This is a genomic window from Salinarimonas chemoclinalis (assembly GCF_041514305.1).
Classification (GTDB): domain Bacteria; phylum Pseudomonadota; class Alphaproteobacteria; order Rhizobiales; family Beijerinckiaceae; genus Salinarimonas; species Salinarimonas chemoclinalis.
In genome coordinates this window covers 82188-101893 of the sequence record NZ_JBGMWH010000002.1, presented here as the reverse complement: position 1 = coordinate 101893, position 19706 = coordinate 82188, and the positions used below count along the sequence as shown (strand labels likewise).

At 70.7% G+C, this 19706-nt stretch carries 19 protein-coding genes; 7 read left to right on the top strand and 12 right to left on the bottom strand.

What is annotated here, in order from left to right; all coding sequences use genetic code 11:
- Nucleotides 1-60: 60 nt before the first annotated feature.
- The 5 genes from AB9M23_RS04270 (at nt 61) to AB9M23_RS04250 (ending at nt 6061) form a co-directional block, all read left to right on the top strand.
- Nucleotides 61-1338, top strand: coding sequence for an ABC transporter substrate-binding protein (locus AB9M23_RS04270; RefSeq protein WP_372422796.1), 1278 nt, complete (start codon nt 61-63; stop codon nt 1336-1338).
- 192 nt (nt 1339-1530) lie between these two features.
- Nucleotides 1531-2376 carry a carbohydrate ABC transporter permease gene (locus tag AB9M23_RS04265; protein WP_372422794.1) on the top strand — a complete coding sequence of 282 codons (846 nt, stop codon included), beginning with the start codon at nt 1531-1533 and terminating at the stop codon, nt 2374-2376.
- Between the two features lie 89 nt (nt 2377-2465).
- Nucleotides 2466-3245, top strand: a complete 780-nt coding sequence (locus AB9M23_RS04260; RefSeq protein ID WP_372423755.1) for a carbohydrate ABC transporter permease — start codon at nt 2466-2468, stop codon at nt 3243-3245.
- Between the two features lie 465 nt (nt 3246-3710).
- The gene (locus AB9M23_RS04255; RefSeq protein ID WP_372422792.1) at nt 3711-4751 is read left to right on the top strand and encodes an ABC transporter ATP-binding protein; all 1041 of its coding nucleotides are present in this window, start codon (nt 3711-3713) and stop codon (nt 4749-4751) included.
- 23 nt (nt 4752-4774) lie between these two features.
- Nucleotides 4775-6061, top strand: coding sequence for an MGH1-like glycoside hydrolase domain-containing protein (locus AB9M23_RS04250; protein ID WP_372422790.1), 1287 nt, complete (start codon nt 4775-4777; stop codon nt 6059-6061).
- Nucleotides 6062-6082: 21 nt separating this feature from the next.
- Here the strand turns inward: AB9M23_RS04250 and AB9M23_RS04245 are convergent, their stop codons facing one another.
- From AB9M23_RS04245 to msrB, 8 genes are all read right to left on the bottom strand, one after another.
- Nucleotides 6083-6889, bottom strand: a complete 807-nt coding sequence (locus AB9M23_RS04245) for a ferredoxin--NADP reductase (RefSeq protein WP_372422788.1) — start codon at nt 6887-6889, stop codon at nt 6083-6085.
- Nucleotides 6890-7037: 148 nt separating this feature from the next.
- Nucleotides 7038-7754: a phosphate regulon transcriptional regulator PhoB gene (gene phoB, locus AB9M23_RS04240; RefSeq protein WP_372422786.1), complete on the bottom strand. Its 717-nt coding sequence runs from the start codon at nt 7752-7754 to the stop codon at nt 7038-7040.
- Nucleotides 7755-7776: 22 nt separating this feature from the next.
- Nucleotides 7777-8514 carry a phosphate signaling complex protein PhoU gene (phoU, locus tag AB9M23_RS04235; protein ID WP_372422785.1) on the bottom strand — a complete coding sequence of 246 codons (738 nt, stop codon included), beginning with the start codon at nt 8512-8514 and terminating at the stop codon, nt 7777-7779.
- Between the two features lie 43 nt (nt 8515-8557).
- Nucleotides 8558-9409, bottom strand: a complete 852-nt coding sequence (pstB, locus tag AB9M23_RS04230; protein WP_443726243.1) for a phosphate ABC transporter ATP-binding protein PstB — start codon at nt 9407-9409, stop codon at nt 8558-8560.
- A 17-nt stretch (nt 9410-9426) separates the two neighbouring features.
- Nucleotides 9427-10716 carry a phosphate ABC transporter permease PstA gene (pstA, locus tag AB9M23_RS04225; RefSeq protein ID WP_372422783.1) on the bottom strand — a complete coding sequence of 430 codons (1290 nt, stop codon included), beginning with the start codon at nt 10714-10716 and terminating at the stop codon, nt 9427-9429.
- A complete protein-coding gene (gene pstC, locus AB9M23_RS04220) occupies nt 10709-12091 on the bottom strand; it encodes a phosphate ABC transporter permease subunit PstC (RefSeq protein ID WP_372422782.1) in 1383 nt (460 codons plus the stop codon). The genes pstA and pstC overlap by 8 nt, the downstream gene beginning before the upstream one ends.
- A gap of 98 nt (nt 12092-12189) precedes the next feature.
- Nucleotides 12190-13242, bottom strand: a complete 1053-nt coding sequence (locus AB9M23_RS04215; RefSeq protein WP_372422781.1) for a substrate-binding domain-containing protein — start codon at nt 13240-13242, stop codon at nt 12190-12192.
- Between the two features lie 205 nt (nt 13243-13447).
- Nucleotides 13448-13990: a peptide-methionine (R)-S-oxide reductase MsrB gene (gene msrB, locus AB9M23_RS04210; RefSeq protein WP_372422779.1), complete on the bottom strand. Its 543-nt coding sequence runs from the start codon at nt 13988-13990 to the stop codon at nt 13448-13450.
- A 102-nt stretch (nt 13991-14092) separates the two neighbouring features.
- Here msrB and AB9M23_RS04205 point away from each other — a divergent pair, with 102 nt between their 5' ends.
- Nucleotides 14093-15235, top strand: coding sequence for an FUSC family protein (locus AB9M23_RS04205; RefSeq protein WP_372422777.1), 1143 nt, complete (start codon nt 14093-14095; stop codon nt 15233-15235).
- Between the two features lie 7 nt (nt 15236-15242).
- Here AB9M23_RS04205 and AB9M23_RS04200 read toward each other — a convergent pair whose 3' ends face one another.
- Nucleotides 15243-16472 (bottom strand): hypothetical protein, encoded by a 1230-nt coding sequence (locus AB9M23_RS04200; protein WP_372422776.1) that lies wholly within the window; start codon nt 16470-16472, stop codon nt 15243-15245.
- A gap of 150 nt (nt 16473-16622) precedes the next feature.
- Between AB9M23_RS04200 and rimO the strand changes: the two genes are divergently transcribed.
- Entirely contained in the window at nt 16623-17942 is a 1320-nt protein-coding gene (gene rimO, locus AB9M23_RS04195; RefSeq protein ID WP_372422774.1) for a 30S ribosomal protein S12 methylthiotransferase RimO, read from the top strand.
- 35 nt (nt 17943-17977) lie between these two features.
- On the opposite strand, the gene AB9M23_RS04190 is transcribed toward rimO, so the two are convergent.
- The 3 genes from AB9M23_RS04190 to cobD form a co-directional block, all read right to left on the bottom strand.
- Nucleotides 17978-18286, bottom strand: a complete 309-nt coding sequence (locus AB9M23_RS04190; RefSeq protein WP_372422772.1) for a type II toxin-antitoxin system RelE/ParE family toxin — start codon at nt 18284-18286, stop codon at nt 17978-17980.
- Nucleotide 18287: 1 nt separating this feature from the next.
- Complete coding sequence (locus AB9M23_RS04185; protein WP_372422770.1) at nt 18288-18599, bottom strand: ribbon-helix-helix domain-containing protein; 312 nt, start codon at nt 18597-18599, stop codon at nt 18288-18290.
- Nucleotides 18600-18693: 94 nt separating this feature from the next.
- Nucleotides 18694-19704: a threonine-phosphate decarboxylase CobD gene (gene cobD / locus AB9M23_RS04180; RefSeq protein WP_372422768.1), complete on the bottom strand. Its 1011-nt coding sequence runs from the start codon at nt 19702-19704 to the stop codon at nt 18694-18696.
- Between the last annotated feature and the right edge of the window lie 2 nt (nt 19705-19706).

Genomic DNA, 19706 nt, shown 5'->3' with positions numbered 1-19706 from the left:
CGGAGAAAGAAGAAACCGAGAAAGAGACCTTCACCAGACACGAAAACGGGAGGACAGGACATGAGACGCCACACGATGACGACATCCGCCCTCGCGCTCATCGCCTTCGCGGCGACGAGCGGGCCCGCGCCCGCGAACGCCCAGGAGCTGCTGTTCTGGTCGACCCAGGCGCGGCCCGTCGAGGAGGCGCAGGGCATGCGCGAGCAAGTGCTCTCGGGCTTCGAGGGCGGCAGCGTGGACTACCAGCCGCAGGACGCGGGCCCCTTCATCACGCGCCTGCGCGCCGAGACCGAGGCGAACCGGGGGACGATCGCCGTCGTCGGAGCGCTCCACGGCGAGCTCACCGCCTTCGCCGACGCCTTCATGGACCTCTCGGCCGTCGACGTCTCCGCCGCGAGCCCGGCGCTCGTCGAGCTCGGCCGGCTCGGCACCGACGAGCAGCGCTACGTGCCCTGGATGCAGGCGACCTACCTGATGGCGGCGAACCGCGCCGCGCTGGAGCACCTGCCCGAGGGCGCCGACGTGAACGCGCTCGGCTGGGACGAGCTGATCGCCTGGGGCCGTGCCATGGCGGAGGCCACCGGCTCGCCGAAGATCGGCCTGCCCGCCGGCCCGCAGGGGCTGCGCCACCGCGTCGTGCAGGGCTACTTCTATCCGTCCTTCACCGATTCGATGGTCACCCGCTTCCGCTCGGACGACGCGGTGGCGATGTGGGAGACGGTGAAGGAGCTGTGGGAGGTCACGAGCCCGCGCTCGACCTCCTACAATTTCATGCAGGAGCCGCTGCTGGCCGACGAGGTCTGGGTCGCGATCGACCACACGGCGCGCCTCGCGGACGCGTTCAACCAGCGCCCGGACGACTTCATCGCCTTCCCGGCCCCCGCCGGCCCGACCGGCCGCGGCTTCATGCCGGTCGTCGCCGGCATCGCGGTGCCGTCGACGGCGCCGGATCCGGAGGCCGGCATGGCGCTCGTCTCCTACATGCTCCGGCCGGACACGCAGATCGCGACGCTGCGGGCGACGAACTTCTTCCCCGTCGTCGACGTCGAGCTCCCCGAGGACATGCCGCCCTCGGTGCGCGCGGCGGGCGCCGCGATCGCGCTGCAATCGGGCGCGCCCGACGCCAATCCCGGCCTCCTGCCGGTGGGGCTCGGGGATCTCGGCGGGCAGTTCAACCAGGTCTACATCGACACGTTCGAGCGCATCGTGCTCGCCGGACAGCCGATCGAGCAGGTGCTGGACGACGGGGCGGCGGAGCTGCGCCGCATCGTGAACGAGGCCGGCGCGCCGTGCTGGGCGCCGGACGCCCCCTCCGAGGGCCCCTGCCCGGTGGAGTGAGCTTCCCTGTCACACCGGGTCGCGAAGCGGGCCCGGGGCCCAGAATCGCAGGTGTTCGAACAGCGTGCGCGAAAGCGCGCGCGTCCACGAAACGCCGATGGAGGCGTCTCGCGCCGCTCATCGAAGACCTGTGGTTCCGGGTCCCGGACTTGCTTCGCAATCCGGGATGACGAACAAAACGAGTGAGGTCCGATGCCCTCGCGCACCCTGCCCTACCTGCTGCTCGCGCCCGCCGCGCTGTTCCTGGCCGCCTTCTTCGTCTACCCGGCGGTGCAGGTGGCGCTGATCGCGTTCAGCCGGGGGGACGAGCTCACGATGGCGAACTTCGCCCGCATGGCCGGGCACTGGAAGTTCGACACGGCCTTGTGGAACACGATCCTGCTCGCGGCCGTGGTCGTGCCGCTGCAGCTGGCGCTCGCGCTCTTCATGGGGCAGATCGTGACGCGGATGGGCCGCGGGCGCGACCTCGTGCTCTACGTCTTCACAATCCCCCTCGGCATCTCGGACCTGGCGGCGGGCATCATCTGGCTCGCGATCCTCGAGCAGAACGGCTTCCTGAATTCCTTCCTCTACCACCTCGGCCTGCTCGACAGCCCCGTCGCGCGGCTCTCCTACCAGAACACGCTCGGCCTCTTCGTCGCGGTGGCCATCGCCGAGATCTGGCGCGCGACCGCGATCATGCTGGTGATCCTGGTCGCCGGCATGGGGCTGATCCCGAAGGAGTACGACGAGGCCGCGCAGGTGTTCGGCGCGTCGCCCTGGCAGCGCTTCGTCAAGGTGACGCTGCCGCTGCTCAAGCCCAGCCTCCAGACGGCGCTGATCCTGCGCACGATTCTCGCCTTCGAGGTCTTCGCCGTCGTCGCCGCGCTCGCCGGCACCTCGATGCCGATGCTGATGGGCGAGACCTACGCCTGGGAGTTCCAGCTCCAGGACCGCGGCGTCGCCGCGTCCTACGCGCTGGTCATCCTCGGCATCTCGATCGCCTCCACCCTCGTCTTCCTGTGGTGGCTGCGCTCCCCGAAGGAGGCGCGCGCATGACCGCGACCGCTCCCCTGCCCGCCCCCGCCCCCGCCGCCTCGCCGGAGGAGACCCGCGCCCTCGACCTCGCCGCGGCGCGGCGCTGGCTGATGGCCGCCGTCGTGACGATCCTGTGCCTGTGGGTGCTCGTCCCGATCTGGCTCGTCCTCGTCAACGCGCTCTCGACGCCCGCGGAGGTGTCCGGATGGCCGAAGAGCTTCGTGCCCTCCTTCGCCACCGACAGCCTCGCCTTCTTCATCGGCTTTCGCGGCGTCGCGGACGCGCTCCTCAACTCGGTGATGGTGGCGGCGATCACGATGGTCCTGTCGATCGCCATCGGCGCACCCGCGGGCTACGCGCTCGCGCGCTTCGACTTCGCCGGAAAGAACGCCTTCCGCATCCTCGTGCTGATGACCCGCGCCTTCCCGCTGCCGCTGCTCGCGCTGCCGCTGGCGGTCGCCTACATCCAGGTGGGGCTCGACGACACGATCCTGGGTCTCGCCTTCGTCCACACGATGCTGGCGATGCCCTTCGCGGTGCTGATCACCGCCTCGCTCTTCATGGGCGTGCCCGTCGAGCTGGAGGAGGCGGCCTGGACGCTCGGCTGCACGCGCCTCCAGGCCTTCGTCAAGGTTGTGCTGCCGCTGGTGAGCCCGGGCATCGCCGCCTCCGCCATCTTCGCCTTCGTCGTTTCCTGGAACGAGGTCTTCGCCGCCGCCGTGCTGACGATCGAGAACCGCACACTCACCGCCTTCCTGCTCCAGAGCCTCGACGTCAGCCCGCTCCATCTCAAGTTCGCCGGCGCGGCGGTCCTCGTCCTGCCCGCGCTGCTCTTCCTGTTCGCGGTGAGGAAGTACCTCTTCGCCATGTGGGGGATCGCCAACCGATGAGCACGCCGACCCTGGAGCACGATCCGCAGCTGCCGGCTCTCCCCTCGTCGATTCACACATCTGCGACCTGTCGGGTCGAACGACAGCCCCTGCGACGCGGGGTGCAGGCCTTCTCCTTCCCTGTAGGGGAAGGTGGATCGGCGAAGCCGAGACGGATGGGGCGCGCGGGACGCGCGTTCGGCGAAGCCGAAGAGCGACGGCGGCAGCGGAAACCGAGGCTTCCGCTTCGCGGAACGCGTCGCGCGCGCGCCGCGCCCCATCCGTCTCGTCGGCTTCGCCGCCGATCCACCTTCCCCTACAGGGAAGGACAGGGGTCGCCGCCGTTTCTCGTCCGCCTTTCCGGCACAGGTCGTCCAGTGCCGCGAGAGGCGCAAAGCGGTCCATGCCCCGCTTCCCCGCGCCGACCGCCGCCGATCCGGTGCGCGATCCATCCCCTCCCGCGCGAGACTGCAGAGGAGCCCGCCCATGGCTGAGATCACCGTCACCGGCGTGGAGAAATCCTACGGCTCCTTCACCGCGCTCCACGAGATCGACCTGCACGTCGAGGACCGCGAGTTCCTCGTGCTGCTCGGCGCCTCGGGCTGCGGGAAGACCACGCTCCTGCGCTGCATCGCCGGGCTCGAGACCGCGAGCCGCGGCGAGATCGCCATCGGCGGGCGGCGCGTCGACCGGCTGCCGCCGCGCGCGCGCAAGATCGCGATGGTGTTCCAGAACTACGCGGTCTTCCCGCACCTGACCGTGTTCGAGAACATCGCCTTCGGCTTGCGCATGAAGAGGATGCCCAACGCCGAGGTCGAGGAGAAGGTGCGGCGCGCGGCCACGATGATGCACATCGAGCAATTGCTCGCGCGCTATTCCGGCCAGCTCTCCGGCGGCCAGCGCCAGCGCGTGGCGGTCGCCCGCGCGCTCGCCATGGAGCCGGAGGTGCTCTTGATGGACGAGCCGCTGTCCAACCTCGACGCGCTCCTGCGCCTCGAGATGCGCGCCGAGCTGAAGGGCGTGCTCCAGGAGAGCAAGACCACGACGATCTACGTCACGCACGACCAGGTCGAGGCGATGAGCCTCGCCGACCGCATCGCCGTGATGCATGGCGGGCACATCGTCCAGCACGCCTCCCCCCTCGACGTCTACCGAGACCCGGCGACCCGCTTCGTCGGCAGCTTCATCGGCAACCCACCGATGAACTTCCTGCCGGCGACGCGCACGGCGGACGGCTGGGCGGTCGCCGGGATCGTCCTGCCCGGGCCGGATGCGGCGCCGGACACGATCGAGCTCGCCGTGCGCCCCGAGGACCTCGCCCCCGCCCAGACCGGCCTCTGCGGCCGGGTCAAGGTCGTCGAGCCGCTCGGCGCGCACCAGCTCGTGACCATGGACGTCGCCGGCCACCTCTTCCGCGCGGTGCTCGAGAGCGATCTGCCCGTGCGCCCCGGCGAGACCCTCACGCTGGCGCCGCGCCCCGAGCGCGTGCGCTGGTTCGACCCGAAGACGCAGGCGGCGATCGCCTGAGCCACCAGCCGAAGAAGCCAAGCATGACGAACCCCGGCATCGACGAAGACCGCCTGCGTACCGAGGCCCGCGCCATCCTGCGGGAGAACGATCTCGGCGGCTACACCATCCCGACGAAGGGCCTCTACCCGTTCCAGTGGAACTGGGATTCGTGCCTCGTCGCGCTCGGCCTCGCGCACGTGGACGAGGACCGCGCGCTGACCGAGATCGAGACGCTCGTCGCTCATCAGTGGCCGGACGGGATGATCCCGCACATCGTCTTCCACGCCGACCACGAGAGCTACTTCCCCGGGCCGGACGTCTGGGGCACCGCGCGGGCGACGCCGACGAGCGGCATCACCCAGCCGCCGGTGCTGGGCTACGCCCTGCGGCGCCTCCTCGACGGTGCGCGCGACCGGGCGATGGTCGCGCCGCGGGTGGCGGCGCTGCTGCCGAAGGTGGCCGCATGGCACCGCTGGTTCGCGAGCGCCCGCGACCCGGAGGCGACCGGCCTCGTCGCCATCCTCCACCCCTGGGAGAGCGGCCGGGACAACGCCATCGATTGGGACGACGCGCTCGCGCGCGTACCGACCGACGGCATCGGCAGCTACGTGCGCCGGGACACGACCCACGTCGACGCGGCGCAGCGACCGACCAAGGAGGAGTACGACCGCTATCTCTGGCTCGTGCAACGCTTCCGCCGGCTCGGCTGGAACCAGGCGGCGCTGCACGACGCCTCGCCGTTCCGGGTGGTCGACCCGGGCTTCAACGCGATCCTGATCCGCTCGGCGGAGGACCTCGCGGCGATGGCGCGGGCGCTCGGCGCGCCGGAGATCGCGGCGGAGGCGGAGGGCCAGGCGGGGCGCGGGCGCGCGGCGCTGGACGGCCTCTGGCACGAGGGGCTCGGGCAATACGCAGCCTTCGACCGGGCGGCCGGGACCCTCGTCGAGAGCGCCTCGATCGGCGGCCTCCTGCCGCTCATGGCGCTCGAGCCCGGCCATCCCCGCGCGGACGCCCTCGTCGGACGCGTCGCGGGCCTGCGCTCGGCGGTGCGCCACCCCGTCCCGAGCCACGATCCCGCCGATCCCCGCTTCGATCGCCTGCGCTACTGGCGCGGTCCGCTCTGGCTCATCGCCAACCGCCTCGTCGCCGACGGGCTCGGGCGCCACGGGCGGTCCGATGCGGCCGCGGACATCGCCCGCGACGGCCTCGCGCTCGTGGCGCGGAGCGGCTTCGGGGAGTACTTCGACCCGCTCGACGGCCGCGCGCTGGGCGGCAAGCGCTTCAGCTGGACCGCCGCGATGGTGCTCGAGTTCCTGGAAATGGCCTGAGAGGTGGCCCGAGGGGCAGGATCAGCCGACGAAGGCGCGCTCGACCACGAAATGCGCGGGCTTGGCGTTCGAACCCTCATCGAGCCCGGCCGCGGCGCACAGCGCCCGGCAGTCGCGCGTCATCTCGATCGAGCCGCAGATCATCACCCGGTCCGTCGCCGGATCGAGGGGCGGCACGCCCAGATCGGCGAAGAGCCGGCCCGACGCGATCGCGTCCGTGATCCGGAAGGAACGCGGGTGCGGCTCGCGGGTGACGGTGGTGTAGAAGGTCAGCCGCGGGGCGGCGATCTCGCCCACGAGCGGATCGTCGACGAGGTCGCGCACGGTGTTCTCGCCATAGGCGAGCTCGGCCACCCGCCGGCAGGACTGGGTGAGGATCACCTCGTCGAACTTCTCGTAGGTCTCGGGGTCGCGGATCAGGCTCGCGAAGGGCGCGATGCCGGTGCCGGTGGAGAGCATCCACAGCCGCCGGCCCGGCGCGAGCGCGTCGAGCACCAGCGTGCCGGTGGGCTTCTTCTTGATCAGGATCTCGTCGCCCACGGCGATGCGCTGGAGCCGCTCCGTGAGCGGGCCGCCCGGGACCTTGATGGAGAAGAACTCCAGCTCGTCGTCCCAGCTCGGGCTCGCGATCGAGTAGGCGCGGAAGACGGGCTTCTCGCCACCGGGAAGGCCGATCATGACGAACTCGCCGGAGCGGAAGCGAAGACTCGCGGGGCGCGTGGTGCGGAAGCGGAAGAGCCGGTCGGTGAAGTGCTCGACGAGCGTCACGCGCTCGACGTGGCAATCGACGGGCGCGGCGATCGCGCCGGCGGCGGCTGAATCCGACATCGTGGTCCTCTCGTGCGGCCCCTCTACCCGGACTCGCCATGGCCGAGCTCCGGCGACGCACGTGCTCTACCACATCGCCGTTTCGCAGCGCACCACGTACGAAACCGAACCCGGTTGCGCGTGGGAGGCGGCCCCTGCGGCGGCGGGGTCAGGCGCCGAGCGCGCCGTCGCTCTTGGCGAAGGTCTCGTCGAAGGAATAGCCCGCCCCGCGCACGGTGCGGATCGGGTCCAGCGTCTCGCGGGTGTTGATGGCCTTGCGCAGGCGCCCGACATGGACGTCCACCGTGCGCTCGTCGATGTAGACGTCGTGTCCCCAGACGCCGTCGAGGAGCTGCTCGCGGGTGAAGACGCGGCCCGGGCTCTGCATCAGGAACTCGAGCAGCCGGAACTCGGTCGGGCCGAGATGCAGCTCGCGCCCCGCCCGGCGCACCCGATGGGTCTCGCGGTCGAGCTCGATGTCGCCGGCGACGAGCGTGTTGGCGATGTGGGCGGGCTTGGTGCGGCGCAGGAGCGCGCGCACCCGCGCCAGCAGCTCGGGCACGGAGAAGGGCTTGACGATGTAGTCGTCCGCCCCGGTCGCGAGCCCGCGCACCCGGTCGCCCTCCTCGCCGCGGGCGGTGAGCATGATGACCGGGAGCCGCTCGGTCTCGCGGCGCGCGCGGATGCGCCGGCACAGCTCGATGCCGGAGAGCCCGGGCAGCATCCAGTCGAGCAGGACGAGATCGGGGATGCGCTCGCGCAGCCGCACCTCGGCCTCGTCGCCGCGCGCCACCGCGTCGACCTCGTAGCCCTCGGCCTCCAGGTTGTACCGCAGGAGGAGCGTCAGGGACTCCTCGTCCTCCACGACGAGGATACGCGTGCTCATCGGTCGCTCGCCTCGCGCTCCCTCACGCGCCGGGGGCGCCCGGCGCGGTCTCGCCGGGCTGCCCGGTCTCGTAGGCCGTGCGGTCCATCTTCGGCCGCTCGGCGGTGATCGGCTGGCCGGTGACGAGGTAGTGGATCGTCTCCGCGACGTTGGTGGTGTGGTCGCCGATGCGCTCCACGTTCTTGGCGCAGAACAGGAGATGCGTGCAGAAGGTGATGTTGCGGGGATCTTCCATCATGTAGGTGAGCAGCTCGCGGAAGAGCGAGTTGTAGAGCGCGTCCGTCGCGCCGTCGCGCCGCCAGACCTCCAGCGCCTTGTCGACGTCGAGCTGGGTGTAGGCGTCGAGGATGTCCTTGAGCTGGCCGAGCACCATGTCCGACATGCGCTCGACGCCGAGCACGACGCGCTGCGGCTCGAACTGGCCGGAGATGGCGAGCGTGCGCTTGGAGATGTTCTTGGCCATGTCGCCGATCCGCTCGATGTCGGAGGCGATGCGGATGGCGGAGATCACCTCGCGCAGGTCCACCGCCATCGGCTGGCGCCGGGCGATGGTGAGGATGGCCTTCTCCTCGATGTCGCGCTGGATCGTGTCGAGGCGATAGTCGGTGGTGACCACCGACTGGGCGAGGCCCACGTCGCGGCGCACCAGCGCGACGGTGGCGTCGGCGAGCATCTTCTCGGCGATGCCGCCCATCTCCATGATCGAGCGGCGCAGCTCCTGGAGCTCGGCGTCGAACGATGCGACCGTATGTTCGGACATGGGTCCGTCTCCTAGAGAGCGCTTCCTGCGGCGATGCGCCGGCTCAGCCGAAGCGGCCGGTGATGTAGTCCTGGGTGCGCTTGTCGCGCGGGTTGGTGAAGATCTGGTCGGTGGGACCCTCCTCGACGAGGTAGCCGAGGTGGAAGAAGCAGGTCTTCTGCGAGACGCGGGCGGCCTGCTGCATCGAGTGCGTGACGATGACGATCGTGTAGTTCTGCCGCAGCTCGTCGATCAGCTCCTCGATGCGCGCGGTGGCGATCGGGTCGAGCGCCGAGCACGGCTCGTCCATGAGGATCACCTCGGGCGACACCGCGATGGCGCGGGCGATGCACAGGCGCTGCTGCTGCCCGCCGGAGAGGCCGGTGCCGGTCTCGAGGAGCCGATCCTTCACCTCGTCCCAGAGGCCGGCCTTGCGAAGCGCCGCCTCGACGATCACCGCGAGCTCCGCCTTCGACTTCGCGAGCCCGTGGATGCGCGGGCCGTAGGCGACGTTCTCGAAGATCGACTTCGGGAAGGGGTTGGGCTTCTGGAAGACCATGCCGACGCGGGCGCGCAGGGTGACGACGTCCAGATCCGCGTCGTAGATGTCCTTGCCGTCGATCGTGATGTCGCCCTCGACCCGCGCGCCGTCGATCGTGTCGTTCATGCGGTTGAGGCAGCGCAGGAAGGTGGACTTGCCGCAGCCCGACGGGCCGATGAAGGCGGTCACCGCCTTCTCCGGAATGCCGATCGTGAGGTCGTAGATCGCCTGCTTGGCGCCGTAGAAGACCTTCACGTCGCGGGCGTCCACCTTCGACGCGTTGCCGATCTCCAGCGGGATGCGGACGGTCTCGCGCTTGTCGAGAACGGGCGCCGGGGCATCCGGCGCAGCGGTGGGGGCATGCATGGCGGTCATCTCGTCTCCTCGCTCGCTCACCACTTCCGCTCGAGGCGGTTGCGCAGAAAAATCGCGATCAGGTTCATCAGGATCAAGAAGCCGAGCAGAACGAGAATGCCGGCGGAGGTGCGCGCGACGAAGCCGCGCTCGGGGCTGTCCGCCCAGATGAAGATCTGGGTCGGGAGGGCCGTCGCCGGCTCCAGCAGGCCGCCGGGCGGGCTCGTGATGAAGGCGTTCATGCCGATCAGCAGCAGCGGCGCGGTCTCTCCCAGCGCCTGGGCGAGACCGATGATCGTGCCGGTCAGGATTCCGGGCAGCGCCAGCGGCAGGACGTGGTGCATCACCACCTCGTGCTTGGAGGCACCAACCCCGAGCGCCGCCTCGCGGATCGAGGGCGGAACGGCCTTGAGCGCCGCGCGGGTCACGATGATCATGGTGGGCAGCGTCATGAGCGCGAGCACCATGCCGCCGACGAGCGGCGCCGAGCGCGGCATGCCGAACCAGCCGAGGAAGATGGCGAGGCCGAGCAGGCCGAACACGATCGATGGCACGGCGGCCAGGTTGTTGATGTTCACCTCGACGATGTCGGTCCACTTGTTCTTCGGCGCGAATTCCTCGAGATACACCGCGGCGGCGATGCCGATCGGGAAACTCAGGACGAAGCACACCACCAGCGCGAAGAACGATCCGACGACGGCGCCCGAGAGGCCGGCGAGCTCGGGGAAGCGGCTGTCGGCATTGAAGAAGAGGGCCGCGTTGAAGCGCTGCTCGACGCGTCCCTGCTCGGCGAACTGGTCGTAGATCGCGATGCCCTGGTCATTGACCCGCCGACGGCTCTCGGGCAGGTCGCGATCGATGATGCCCTTGGCGAGCTGGTCGAACGGGTCCGACGCCGGGATCTGGATGCGGATCGTCTCCCCGATCACGCTCGGATCGCGCACGACGTGGTCACGCAGGATGAAGTGGACGTTGCGGGTGACGATGTCACGCGCGGCGCGCAGCTCCGCATCGTCCGCCCCCGGGAGAACGGAGGCGATCGAGGCCGCGACGAGCCCGCGATAGTCACCGCGGCTCGGGTCCTCGACGTCGATCTCCGCCGGGTCCACATAGACGTCGAGCGCGATCTGCGTCTGCGTGAACGCCCGGTAGCCGTTCAGGACGAGCGAGCCGACGAGGATCGCGAGCAGCCCGAGTGCCACCGCGATCGCAGCGAGCCCGTAGTAGCGCAACCGCGTCTCGGCCGCGCGGCGACGACGCCGGCGCCCGTCGGCCGCGGACGACGTCCAGTCGACGGGGCTGGCCCCTCTCTGCGCGATGTCAGTCATACTTCTCTCGATATTTCTGGACGATCCGCAGGGCGATCACGTTGAGTGCCAGCGTCGCGACGAAGAGCGAGAGCCCGAGGCCGAACGCGGCGAGGGTCTTCGGATTGTCGAAGGCGGTGTCGCCGATCAGCAACGTCACGATCTGCACGGTAACCGTCGTGACCGAGTCGAGCGGGTTGAAGTGCAGCGAGGCGATCAGGCCCGCCGCCATCAGCACGATCATGGTCTCACCGATGGCGCGGCTGACGGCGAGCAGGATGCCGCCGGCGATGCCCGGCAGAGCCGCCGGGAGGAGCACCTTGGTAATCGTCTCGCCCTGGGTCGCGCCCATGGCGAGCGAGCCGTCGCGCATCGTCCTGGGCACGGCGTTGAGCGCATCGTCGGTCATGGAAGAGATGAACGGGATGATCATGATCCCCATCACGCCGCCGGCGACGAGCGCCGTGTTCGGCGCCACCGGGATGCCCACCGCGTCGCCGGCGGCACGAACCGCCGGAGCGACGACGAGGACCGCGAAGAAGCCGTAGACGACGGTCGGGATGCCGGCCAAGATCTCCATCATCGGCTTGACGAAGGAGCGGACCCGCCGGCTCGCGAACTCCGTCAGGTAGATGGCGGAGAACAGCCCGACCGGGACCGCCACGGCCATCGCGATGGTCGCGATCAGGATGGTGCCGACGAAGACGGGGACCGCGCCGAACGCGCCGGCGCCGGCGACCTGGTCCGCGCGGATCGCGATCTGCGGCTCCCAGTTGAGGCCGAACAGGAACTCCGTGACCGGAACGAGCTGGAAGAACAGCCAGGATTCGAACACGAGCGCGCCGATGATCCCGACCGTCGTCAGGATCGCGACGACGGACGACGCGATCATGGCGATGCTGAGGAAGCGCTCGAAGCCCTGACGCGCACGGAAGCGAGGGGCGAGGCGCGCGCGCGCCAGGAACAGACCGCCGATGGCGAGCGAGGCGGCGACCGCCACCATCGCCCAACGCGCGATGTCGCGCCACGCGGAATAGCGCTCGGCCGCGGCGAGGATCTCGGGGGACGGCTCGCCGAAGAACTGGCCGGCCGCGGCATTCTGAATTTGCGACAGGAGCAGCTGCTGCTGCGCCGGCGATGCGTTTTCGGTCAACGCCTCCGGCAGGCTCGCGAGGATCAGCCGGTCGACCACCGCGCCCTGGAGGAACAGCCAGAGAACGACGAGGACCAGGGCCGGCACCCCGACCCAGACGGCGACGAAGGCCCCGTGATAGACGGGCCGCGAATGGACGTCGACGTCCGCTCCGGCGAACACGAACTTCCTGCCCTGAGCCTGCCCCACGAAGTAGGCGACGAGAGACAGGACGAGGATGACGAGGATCAGGTTTCCGGCCATGCCGATGAGGTCCGCCTGGCGACGCGTACGCCGATCGTTTGTCGAGGACGGGTCGCGGCGGGGATGCCGCCGCGACCCGCGTTCGAAGCGTGTCTAGCTCAGCCGTCGTAGCGCGTGAAGGCCGCGCCGTTGACGACGTTCTCGCGCGTCTGCTCGCGACGCGCCTCGGGCAGCGGAACCATGCCGCGCTCGGAGAGAAGGCCGCCGGAGCCCATCACGTCCTCGCTGACGTAGAGCTCGACGAACTCCTGCAGGCCGGGGATCACGCCACGGTGGGCGTTCTTCACGTAGAAGAACAGCGGACGGGAGACCGAGTAGGAGCCATCGGCGATGGTGTCGAAGGTCGGGTCGACGCCTTCGACGGAGACGGCCTTCAGCGTGTCCTGGTTCTCGTAGAGGAACGAGTAGCCGAAGATGCCGAGCGCGTTGGTGTCCTGCTGGAGACGCTGAACGATCAGGTTGTCGTTCTCGCCGGCCTCGACGAACGGGCCGTCCTGGCGCATGCGCGAGCAGACTTCTTCCCAACGATCCTCGTCGGCGTCCTCGAGCGCCGCGATCGTCTCGAACTCGTTGCAGCCCTCGTGCATCACGAGCTCGACGAAGGCGTCACGGGTGCCGGAGGTCGGCGGCGGGCCGAGCACCACGATCTCCATGTCCGGGAGCGAGGAGTCGATCTCGTTCCAGCGGGTATAGGGGTTTGCGACGATCTCGCCGTCGACCTCGACCTCGGAGGCGAGCGCCTGGAAGATCTGCGCCTTGGTGAGGTTCATGCCGTCCGCGTCGACCGAATGGGCGAGCGAGAGACCGTCCGAGCCGATCAGCGCCTCGGTGATGTCGGTCACGCCGTTCGACTTGCACAGGTCCCACTCGGACGCGGTCATGGCGCGCGAGGCACCCGTCATGTCGGCCGTCTGCGGGCCGACGCCCTCGCAGAAGATCTGCATGCCGCCGCCGGTGCCGGTCGACTCGACGATCGGAGCCGGGCTGCCGGTCTGCGCGGCGTATTCCTCGGACGCGGCCTGGGAGTACGGGAACACCGTGGAGGAGCCGACGATGCGGATCTGCTCGCGGGACTGGGCGTTGGCGGCGCCGGCGGCCAGCACGCCGGCGGCGGCGATCGCGAACGCGCTCGTGTAGGTGAAGAACTTCACGGGTGATCTCCCTGTCGAGATGATGCTTCGGCCATGATCCCGAGACGTGGGACCGCGGTTGCGGCTGCGGGCGACGCCGATTGCGCCCCCCCGACGCGTGGCGGACCCTAGGAGTGCCCCGTGACACTCATGTGACGTTTCCGCGAAGCCCCGCGCACCGTCTCCACCCTTCGAAAACCATCACGCCGGCGCGCGCGCCCCATGCTCAGCCCGCCGCCTCGTCCGCCGGCGCGAAGCGCAGGGCGACACCGTTGTTGCAGTAGCGCAGCCCCGTCGGCGCCGGGCCGTCCTTGAAGACGTGGCCCTGGTGCCCGCCGCAGCGCGCGCAATGGTACTCGGTGCGCGGCAGGATCAGCTTGAAGTCCCGCTTCGTGCCGACGGCGCCGTCGATCACGTCGTAGAAGGACGGCCAGCCGGTGCCGGAATCGAACTTCATGCCGGAGGCGAACAACGGCAGGTCGCAGCCGGCGCAGTGGAACGTGCCGGTGCGGTACTCACGGTCGAGCGGGCTCGAGCCGGCGCGCTCGGTGCCTTCCTTGCGCAGCACGTGGAACTGCTCGGGGGTCAGGCGCTCGCGCCACTCGGCCTCCGAGAGGCTCCAGGCTTCGGTATCGGACACGCTCACGGTCGCTGCTCCCTCGCTCGCTTCGTCCCTGGTCCGCCCGACGCCCTCGCCGCACCCGGCGAGGGCGAGGGCCGCGACGCCGCCCAGGAACAGGCGGCGGTTCGGCATGGTGCTGTGGGTCATGCGCCACATATGGCGATCGCGCCGGCCGCGGCAAGCCGACGAGCCGTCCGCGGCGAAACGAGACGGGGGGAGCGACGTTGTCGAGCCTGGAGGTACCCTCCCGTGATCCGGCTGCCGACGGGCGTCCTGCCCCGCATCGACCGAAAACGCGCGCGCGATCTCGCTCGCGTCGGCCTCCAGACCGGCGCGGCGGTGACGCTCGTCTACGTCGTCATGCGCTGGTACGGCATCGATCACCTCTCCTGGGCGATCATCTCGGCTCTGTTCTCCATCCGCCTCGCTTCGGATTCGACCGTCTCGGTCGGCGTCTACCGCGTCACCGCGGCGCTGATCGGCACGGCGCTGGGGCTCGCGACCGTCGTGCTCTTTTCGGACGTGCTCCCGGGAGGCTGGTCGATCCTCGCCTCGGTCGTCGTCGCGAGCATCGTCGCGAACCTGATGACGACGCTCTGGCCCAACCTCAACTACATCGCCGTCGCCGCGGCCATCGTGGCGCTCAACGCGGACGCCGACGTCATGACGTCGCTCGAGCGGGCGCTGGCCATCATGATCGGCTCCGTGGGAGCCGCGCTCGCCTCGGCGATCGTCTGGCCGGAGAGCGCCCGCTCGCGCGCGGTGCGCAACATCTCCTATGCCCTCGACGACTGCCGGCGGCTCGTCGACGCCTCGCTCCGCGGCCTCGCGGGCGCGGACGCGGAGGACACGCGGCGCATCGACCAGGACTTCCAGCGACACATCGGCACCGCCCGGGAGATCGCCGGGGACGCCCGCTTCGAGACGGGGCTCGAGGGCGGCCATTCCCTGGCCGACGGGCTGATCGCGATCGAGCGGCTGTGGCACGCGACGATCGTGCTCGACCGCGCGGCGGAGGAACGCCGCTCGAGCCTCAGGCGCGACGACCCGGGCGGCGTCCACCTGCCCATCGACCGAATCAACGACGAGGTCGCGGCCTATCTCGGAGATCTCGTCGCGCACCTGCAGGGACGAGCCGGCGAGCCGCCGCGGGCCGAGGCCGTGGTGCGCCGCCTGTGCGACGCGGAGGACCATTTGCGCCACGCGCCGACCGAGACGGCGCTCACCGACGACGCCGATCGCGAGCGGGCGGTCTCGGCGTTGCGCTTCGCCGTCGACGAGCTGCGCAAGAACATCGTCGAGGTCGCCGACCTCGTGGCGCCGGGCCGCGAGGCGCTGCGGCGCGGCGAGCTGGACGGCGGGAGGCGGGCGTCGCCCGATCGCGCCGCATGATCCGGGCTCAGCCGCCCGCGTCGCGCATGTCCGGCACCGGCGCATGCCGCGCGGCGAGCGTCGTCGGGCCGGAGAGGATGCCGTAGAAATCGTACCAGTGGACCCGCTCGTTCGCCCGCAGGAAGCGGAAATGCGTGCGGAAGAAGAACAGCCGCTCGCGGAACAGCCCGAGCCGGCCGGGCGCCACGAGCTGCGGCATGGACAGCCGCAGCGTGCGCGGCCAGAGCGTGCGCGCAGCGAAGAGCCCGCTCAGCGCGGCGGGGTCGACCGGGCAGACGTTCATCGCATCGTGCCGGGTCTGGACCTCGTGCCAGACGACCGACGGCTCGTCGGCGAGCCGCCCCACCGCCGCGCGGTAGCGCATGCAGGTCTCGTCGACGAGCATCAGCGGCGCGACCGTGCCGAGCGTCAGGAGGGACACGGCCGGCCCGCGGCGCCCGAGGTCGGGATCGCGCGCCAGCGCCAGCGCCAGCGTTTCCGGCGCCAGGAAAGCGCCCGAGGAATGGCCGACGAGGAGCACCTCGTCGATCCCGGGATCGCGCGCGGCGGCGACGACCGCGTCGGCGAAGACCGCGAGCCGTGCGTGCAGCACGTCGGTGCCGCCGCGCTCGTGGGCGAAGGAGAACAGCCAGTCCTCCAGCAGGTACCGCAGGAAGAGCGGGCGATCGAGCCGCAGCGCCAGCCATGCGGCGAGCGCGCCCGCCGCGAGCGCCGCCGGCGGGGCCGCCAGCGGATGGATCCGCCAGCCGAGCGCGCCGGCGCCGAAGGCCGCCGCGAGGACGGTGAGCGCGAGCAGGAGCGTCCCCGCATAGGGATAGAGGACGAAGGCGGCGAACTGCCGGTCGATCCGCGCGAGCCGGGAGACGACGCCGCGGCGCACCAGGTCCGCACCCACGCGCAGCAGCTTGGCCAGGCGCAGTGCGAGCGGCGCGCGGAAGGCCGGACGGGCGAGATCGTCCCAGCGCAGGATGGTCACGTCGGTGCGGGTGTCCCAGGCGCCGAGGGGATCGCGGGCCTCGATCGCGAAAGCCGGCGTCGGTCCGTCCTCGCCGTCGAGAGGGCTCGCCTGCGCCACGAAGCCGCGAAGGCGCGCGGCGGCGGCGAGCTCCCCGGCGAAGAGCGCGTGGTAGACGCGCGGGCGGCGCGGGTCGTAGCCCGGCAGGTAGAAGGCGGCGCGGCGGCGCACCGGGCGCGCGTCCCGGCGCACGCCGACCGGCTCGTCCTCCCCGTCCCGCATGCGGCCCGCTCCCCGTCGCCCCCGATCCGGGGCGGTGCGCGCCTAGCACGCGGGCGGGGGCGTGTCGACGCGCCACTGGCGTGCGGGCGCGTTCTCGCTTATGTGACACTCTCCCCGGCAACCTTCCGCATTCTCGGCGACCCTCTCCGCATGACCGCACCCGCGCGCAAGATCTCGTTCGTCTCCCTCGGCTGCCCGAAGGCCCTCGTCGACTCGGAGCGGATCATCACGCAGCTGCGGGCGCAGGGCTACCAGCTCTCGCGCGAGCACGACGGATCGGATCTCGTGATCGTCAACACCTGCGGCTTCCTCGACAGCGCCAAGGCGGAATCGCTGGACGCCATCGGCGAGGCCATGGCCGAGAACGGCAAGGTGATCGTCACCGGCTGCATGGGCGCCGAGCCCGAGCAGATCCGCGAGCGCTTCCCGGACGTGCTCGCCATCACCGGCCCGCAGGCCTACGAGAGCGTGCTCTCGGCGGTGAACGCGGCGGTGCCGCCGGCGCACGACCCGTTCCTCGATCTCGTTCCGCCGCAGGGCGTGAAGCTCACGCCGCGCCACTACGCCTACCTGAAGATCTCGGAGGGCTGCAACAACCGTTGCTCCTTCTGCATCATCCCCAAGCTGCGCGGCGATCTCGTGTCGCGCCCCGCGGGCGACGTGCTGCGGGAAGCCGAGCGGCTGGTGAAGGCGGGCGTGCGCGAGCTGCTGGTGATCTCACAGGACACCTCCGCCTACGGCGTCGACGTGAAGTACGCCTCCTCCACCTGGCAGGGCCGGGAGGTGCGCGCACGCTTCCTCGACCTCGCCCGCGAGCTCGGAACGCTCGGGGCCTGGGTGCGGCTGCACTACGTCTATCCCTACCCGCACGTGGACGAGGTGATCCCGCTGATGGCCGAGGGCAAGGTGCTGCCCTACCTCGACATCCCGTTCCAGCACGCCTCGCCGAAGGTGCTGCGCGCCATGAAGCGCCCCGGCAACGTCGAGAAGACGCTGGATCGGATCAAGGCCTGGCGCGCGGTCTGCCCCGACCTCGCCATCCGCTCGACCTTCATCGTCGGCTTCCCCGGCGAGACCGAGGCGGACTTCCAGCTCCTGCTCGACTGGCTGGAGGAGGCCGAGCTCGAGCGCGTGGGCTGCTTCGAGTACGAGCCCGTCACCGGCGCGCCCGCGAACGCCATCGCGGAGCCCGTGCCCGACGAGGTGAAGGAGGAGCGCTGGCATCGCTTCATGCAGGCGCAGGCGGCGATCTCCGCGCGCATCCTCGCCCGCAAGGTGGGCCGCACCATCCCCGTCATCCTCGACGAGGTCGGCCCGACGGTCTCGGTCGGCCGCTCGCAGTGGGACGCGCCGGAGATCGACGGGAACGTCTTCGTGCGGACGCGCTCGACCAGGATCAAGCCGGGCGACGTGGTGGACGTGATGGTGAAGCGCGCGGACGCGTACGACCTGCATGGGGTGCTGGCGTAGGCGCATTCAGCCCCCGAACATGTCCCGCGAAGGCTTCAGCTCGAGAAGAGGTCCTCGTACTTTCGTCCGCGCATGAAGATCTTCGCGATCTCTACATGATCATCGCGGATGGTGTACGCGATCACCACGGAGCGCTTGTACGCGATCGTGCGCAGCCCCGGCCTCAGCTCGTCGCGTGCACGACCGCCGAACGGTGCATCGCCGATCCGTTCGCAGCGCTCGCGCAGACGCTTGGTGTAGGCCGACGCGACCTGGGCGCTCGCACTGCTCTCCGCTATCGCCACGGATATGGCGTGCAAGTCGCGGAGGGCTTCCGGTCGGAAGCGGACCGGCAGTCGCCGCATCTCACCGGCCGAGATCCGCGTCCGCGACTCGCTCGTCCACCTCCCGGAGCAGCGCCTCCAGGTAGGCGTCGACCTCCTCGCCGGAAAGGCTCGGGCGTGGATCGTCGATGGAGCGGGATATCTCCGCCTTGATCGCCTCGAGCCGCTCCTGACGATCGGCACGCTCGCGCTGCCACAGCCGAACGGCGTCGACGACCGCCTCCTCGACGGAGCGATACTTGCCCGCCTCGACGCTGTCTTCGATGTCGCGGAGCATCTCCTGCGAGAGCTCGACCCGGACGGCGGCCGGGCTGGTCGTGGGCTGATCGGTCATGCGTTCACCTCGACGCCAATGTAGCACCCGCCCCGGCAACCCGTAAACGCGCTTGTGGTTGTCTTTGAAATTCACTTCTGAATTGCATTACCCGTCATGCCCCATTACCGAGAACCGCGTCCAGCCGCTCCCACGCCCCGTCCCCGCCCGGCAGGCCGAACCTGAGACGCCGCTCGTCGTCCGCGAAGCGGCGCACCCAGATCCCCGCCTCGCCGAGCCGGCGGAAGAGGGCGGGCGCGGCGTCCGTCTCGATCGTGCGGAAGAGCGTCGTGCCGCGCACGCCGCTCGGCGCGTGTCGGGCGAGGAGCGCGTCGAGGCGGGCAGCGTCGACGGCGCGGGCACGGCGCGCCTCGGTGCGCCAGCCCGCGTCCGAGAGCGCCGCGCGGCCGATCGCCAGTGCCGGCCCCGAGACCGACCAGGGCCCGAGCGCCGCACGCAGCCGCTCGGCGAGAGCGCCGCGGGCGAGCGCGAACCCGAGGCGAATGCCGGCGAGGCCGTACGTCTTGCCGAAGGAGCGCAGCACGATCGCATTCCCGGGCAGGTCCGCCGCGAGGCTCTCGACGGGCTCGAGGTCGGCGAAGGCCTCGTCGACGACGAGCAGGCCCGCCCGCCCGGCGAGGTCGGCCGCGCGCGCGCGCAGCGTCGCGGCCGGCCAGGTGCGGCCGTCGGGATTGTTGGGGTTCACCACCACGACGACGTCGGCCCCTCCACCCTCGTCCGAAGCGGCGACCGCGCGCACGCGTGCGCCAGCCGCCCGCCAGGCCTGCGCGTGCTCGCCGTAGGTCGGCGTCACGATCGCGACCTCCCGCACCACCGCCCGCGCCGGCACGACGAACGGCAGCAGGCTGATCAGCACCTGCGTCCCCGGGGCGGCGACCACGCAGGCGGGATCGACCCCGCCGTAGGCCCGCGCCGCCGCCGCCTCGAGCGCCGCCTGGTCGGCGGGCTCGGGCAGGCGCGCGAAGGCGGAGGCTGGCAGGGCGGGCAGCGGATAGGCTATGGGGTTGATCCCCGTCGAGAGGTCGATCCAAGGCGCGGGCGCATGCGGGAACAGCGCGCGCGCCTCGCCGAGGTCGCCTCCGTGCCAGATCCGCGTCTCGACCATCC

What these genes read in the sequence shown, in the direction of transcription:
- AB9M23_RS04260 (WP_372423755.1), top strand. Translation starts at nt 2,466, where the DNA reads ATGGCCGCCGTCGTGACGATCCTGTGCCTGTGGGTGCTCGTCCCGATC.
- pstA (WP_372422783.1), bottom strand. Translation starts at nt 10,716, where the DNA reads ATGACTGACATCGCGCAGAGAGGGGCCAGCCCCGTCGACTGGACGTCG.
- AB9M23_RS04255 (WP_372422792.1), top strand. Translation starts at nt 3,711, where the DNA reads ATGGCTGAGATCACCGTCACCGGCGTGGAGAAATCCTACGGCTCCTTC.
- AB9M23_RS04190 (WP_372422772.1), bottom strand. Translation starts at nt 18,286, where the DNA reads ATGCGGCGACTGCCGGTCCGCTTCCGACCGGAAGCCCTCCGCGACTTG.
- AB9M23_RS04250 (WP_372422790.1), top strand. Translation starts at nt 4,775, where the DNA reads ATGACGAACCCCGGCATCGACGAAGACCGCCTGCGTACCGAGGCCCGC.
- AB9M23_RS04245 (WP_372422788.1), bottom strand. Translation starts at nt 6,889, where the DNA reads ATGTCGGATTCAGCCGCCGCCGGCGCGATCGCCGCGCCCGTCGATTGC.
- AB9M23_RS04200 (WP_372422776.1), bottom strand. Translation starts at nt 16,472, where the DNA reads ATGCGGGACGGGGAGGACGAGCCGGTCGGCGTGCGCCGGGACGCGCGC.
- phoU (WP_372422785.1), bottom strand. Translation starts at nt 8,514, where the DNA reads ATGTCCGAACATACGGTCGCATCGTTCGACGCCGAGCTCCAGGAGCTG.
- phoB (WP_372422786.1), bottom strand. Translation starts at nt 7,754, where the DNA reads ATGAGCACGCGTATCCTCGTCGTGGAGGACGAGGAGTCCCTGACGCTC.
- pstB (WP_443726243.1), bottom strand. Translation starts at nt 9,409, where the DNA reads ATGACCGCCATGCATGCCCCCACCGCTGCGCCGGATGCCCCGGCGCCC.
- AB9M23_RS04185 (WP_372422770.1), bottom strand. Translation starts at nt 18,599, where the DNA reads ATGACCGATCAGCCCACGACCAGCCCGGCCGCCGTCCGGGTCGAGCTC.
- cobD (WP_372422768.1), bottom strand. Translation starts at nt 19,704, where the DNA reads ATGGTCGAGACGCGGATCTGGCACGGAGGCGACCTCGGCGAGGCGCGC.
- rimO (WP_372422774.1), top strand. Translation starts at nt 16,623, where the DNA reads ATGACCGCACCCGCGCGCAAGATCTCGTTCGTCTCCCTCGGCTGCCCG.
- pstC (WP_372422782.1), bottom strand. Translation starts at nt 12,091, where the DNA reads ATGGCCGGAAACCTGATCCTCGTCATCCTCGTCCTGTCTCTCGTCGCC.
- AB9M23_RS04270 (WP_372422796.1), top strand. Translation starts at nt 61, where the DNA reads ATGAGACGCCACACGATGACGACATCCGCCCTCGCGCTCATCGCCTTC.
- msrB (WP_372422779.1), bottom strand. Translation starts at nt 13,990, where the DNA reads ATGACCCACAGCACCATGCCGAACCGCCGCCTGTTCCTGGGCGGCGTC.
- AB9M23_RS04265 (WP_372422794.1), top strand. Translation starts at nt 1,531, where the DNA reads ATGCCCTCGCGCACCCTGCCCTACCTGCTGCTCGCGCCCGCCGCGCTG.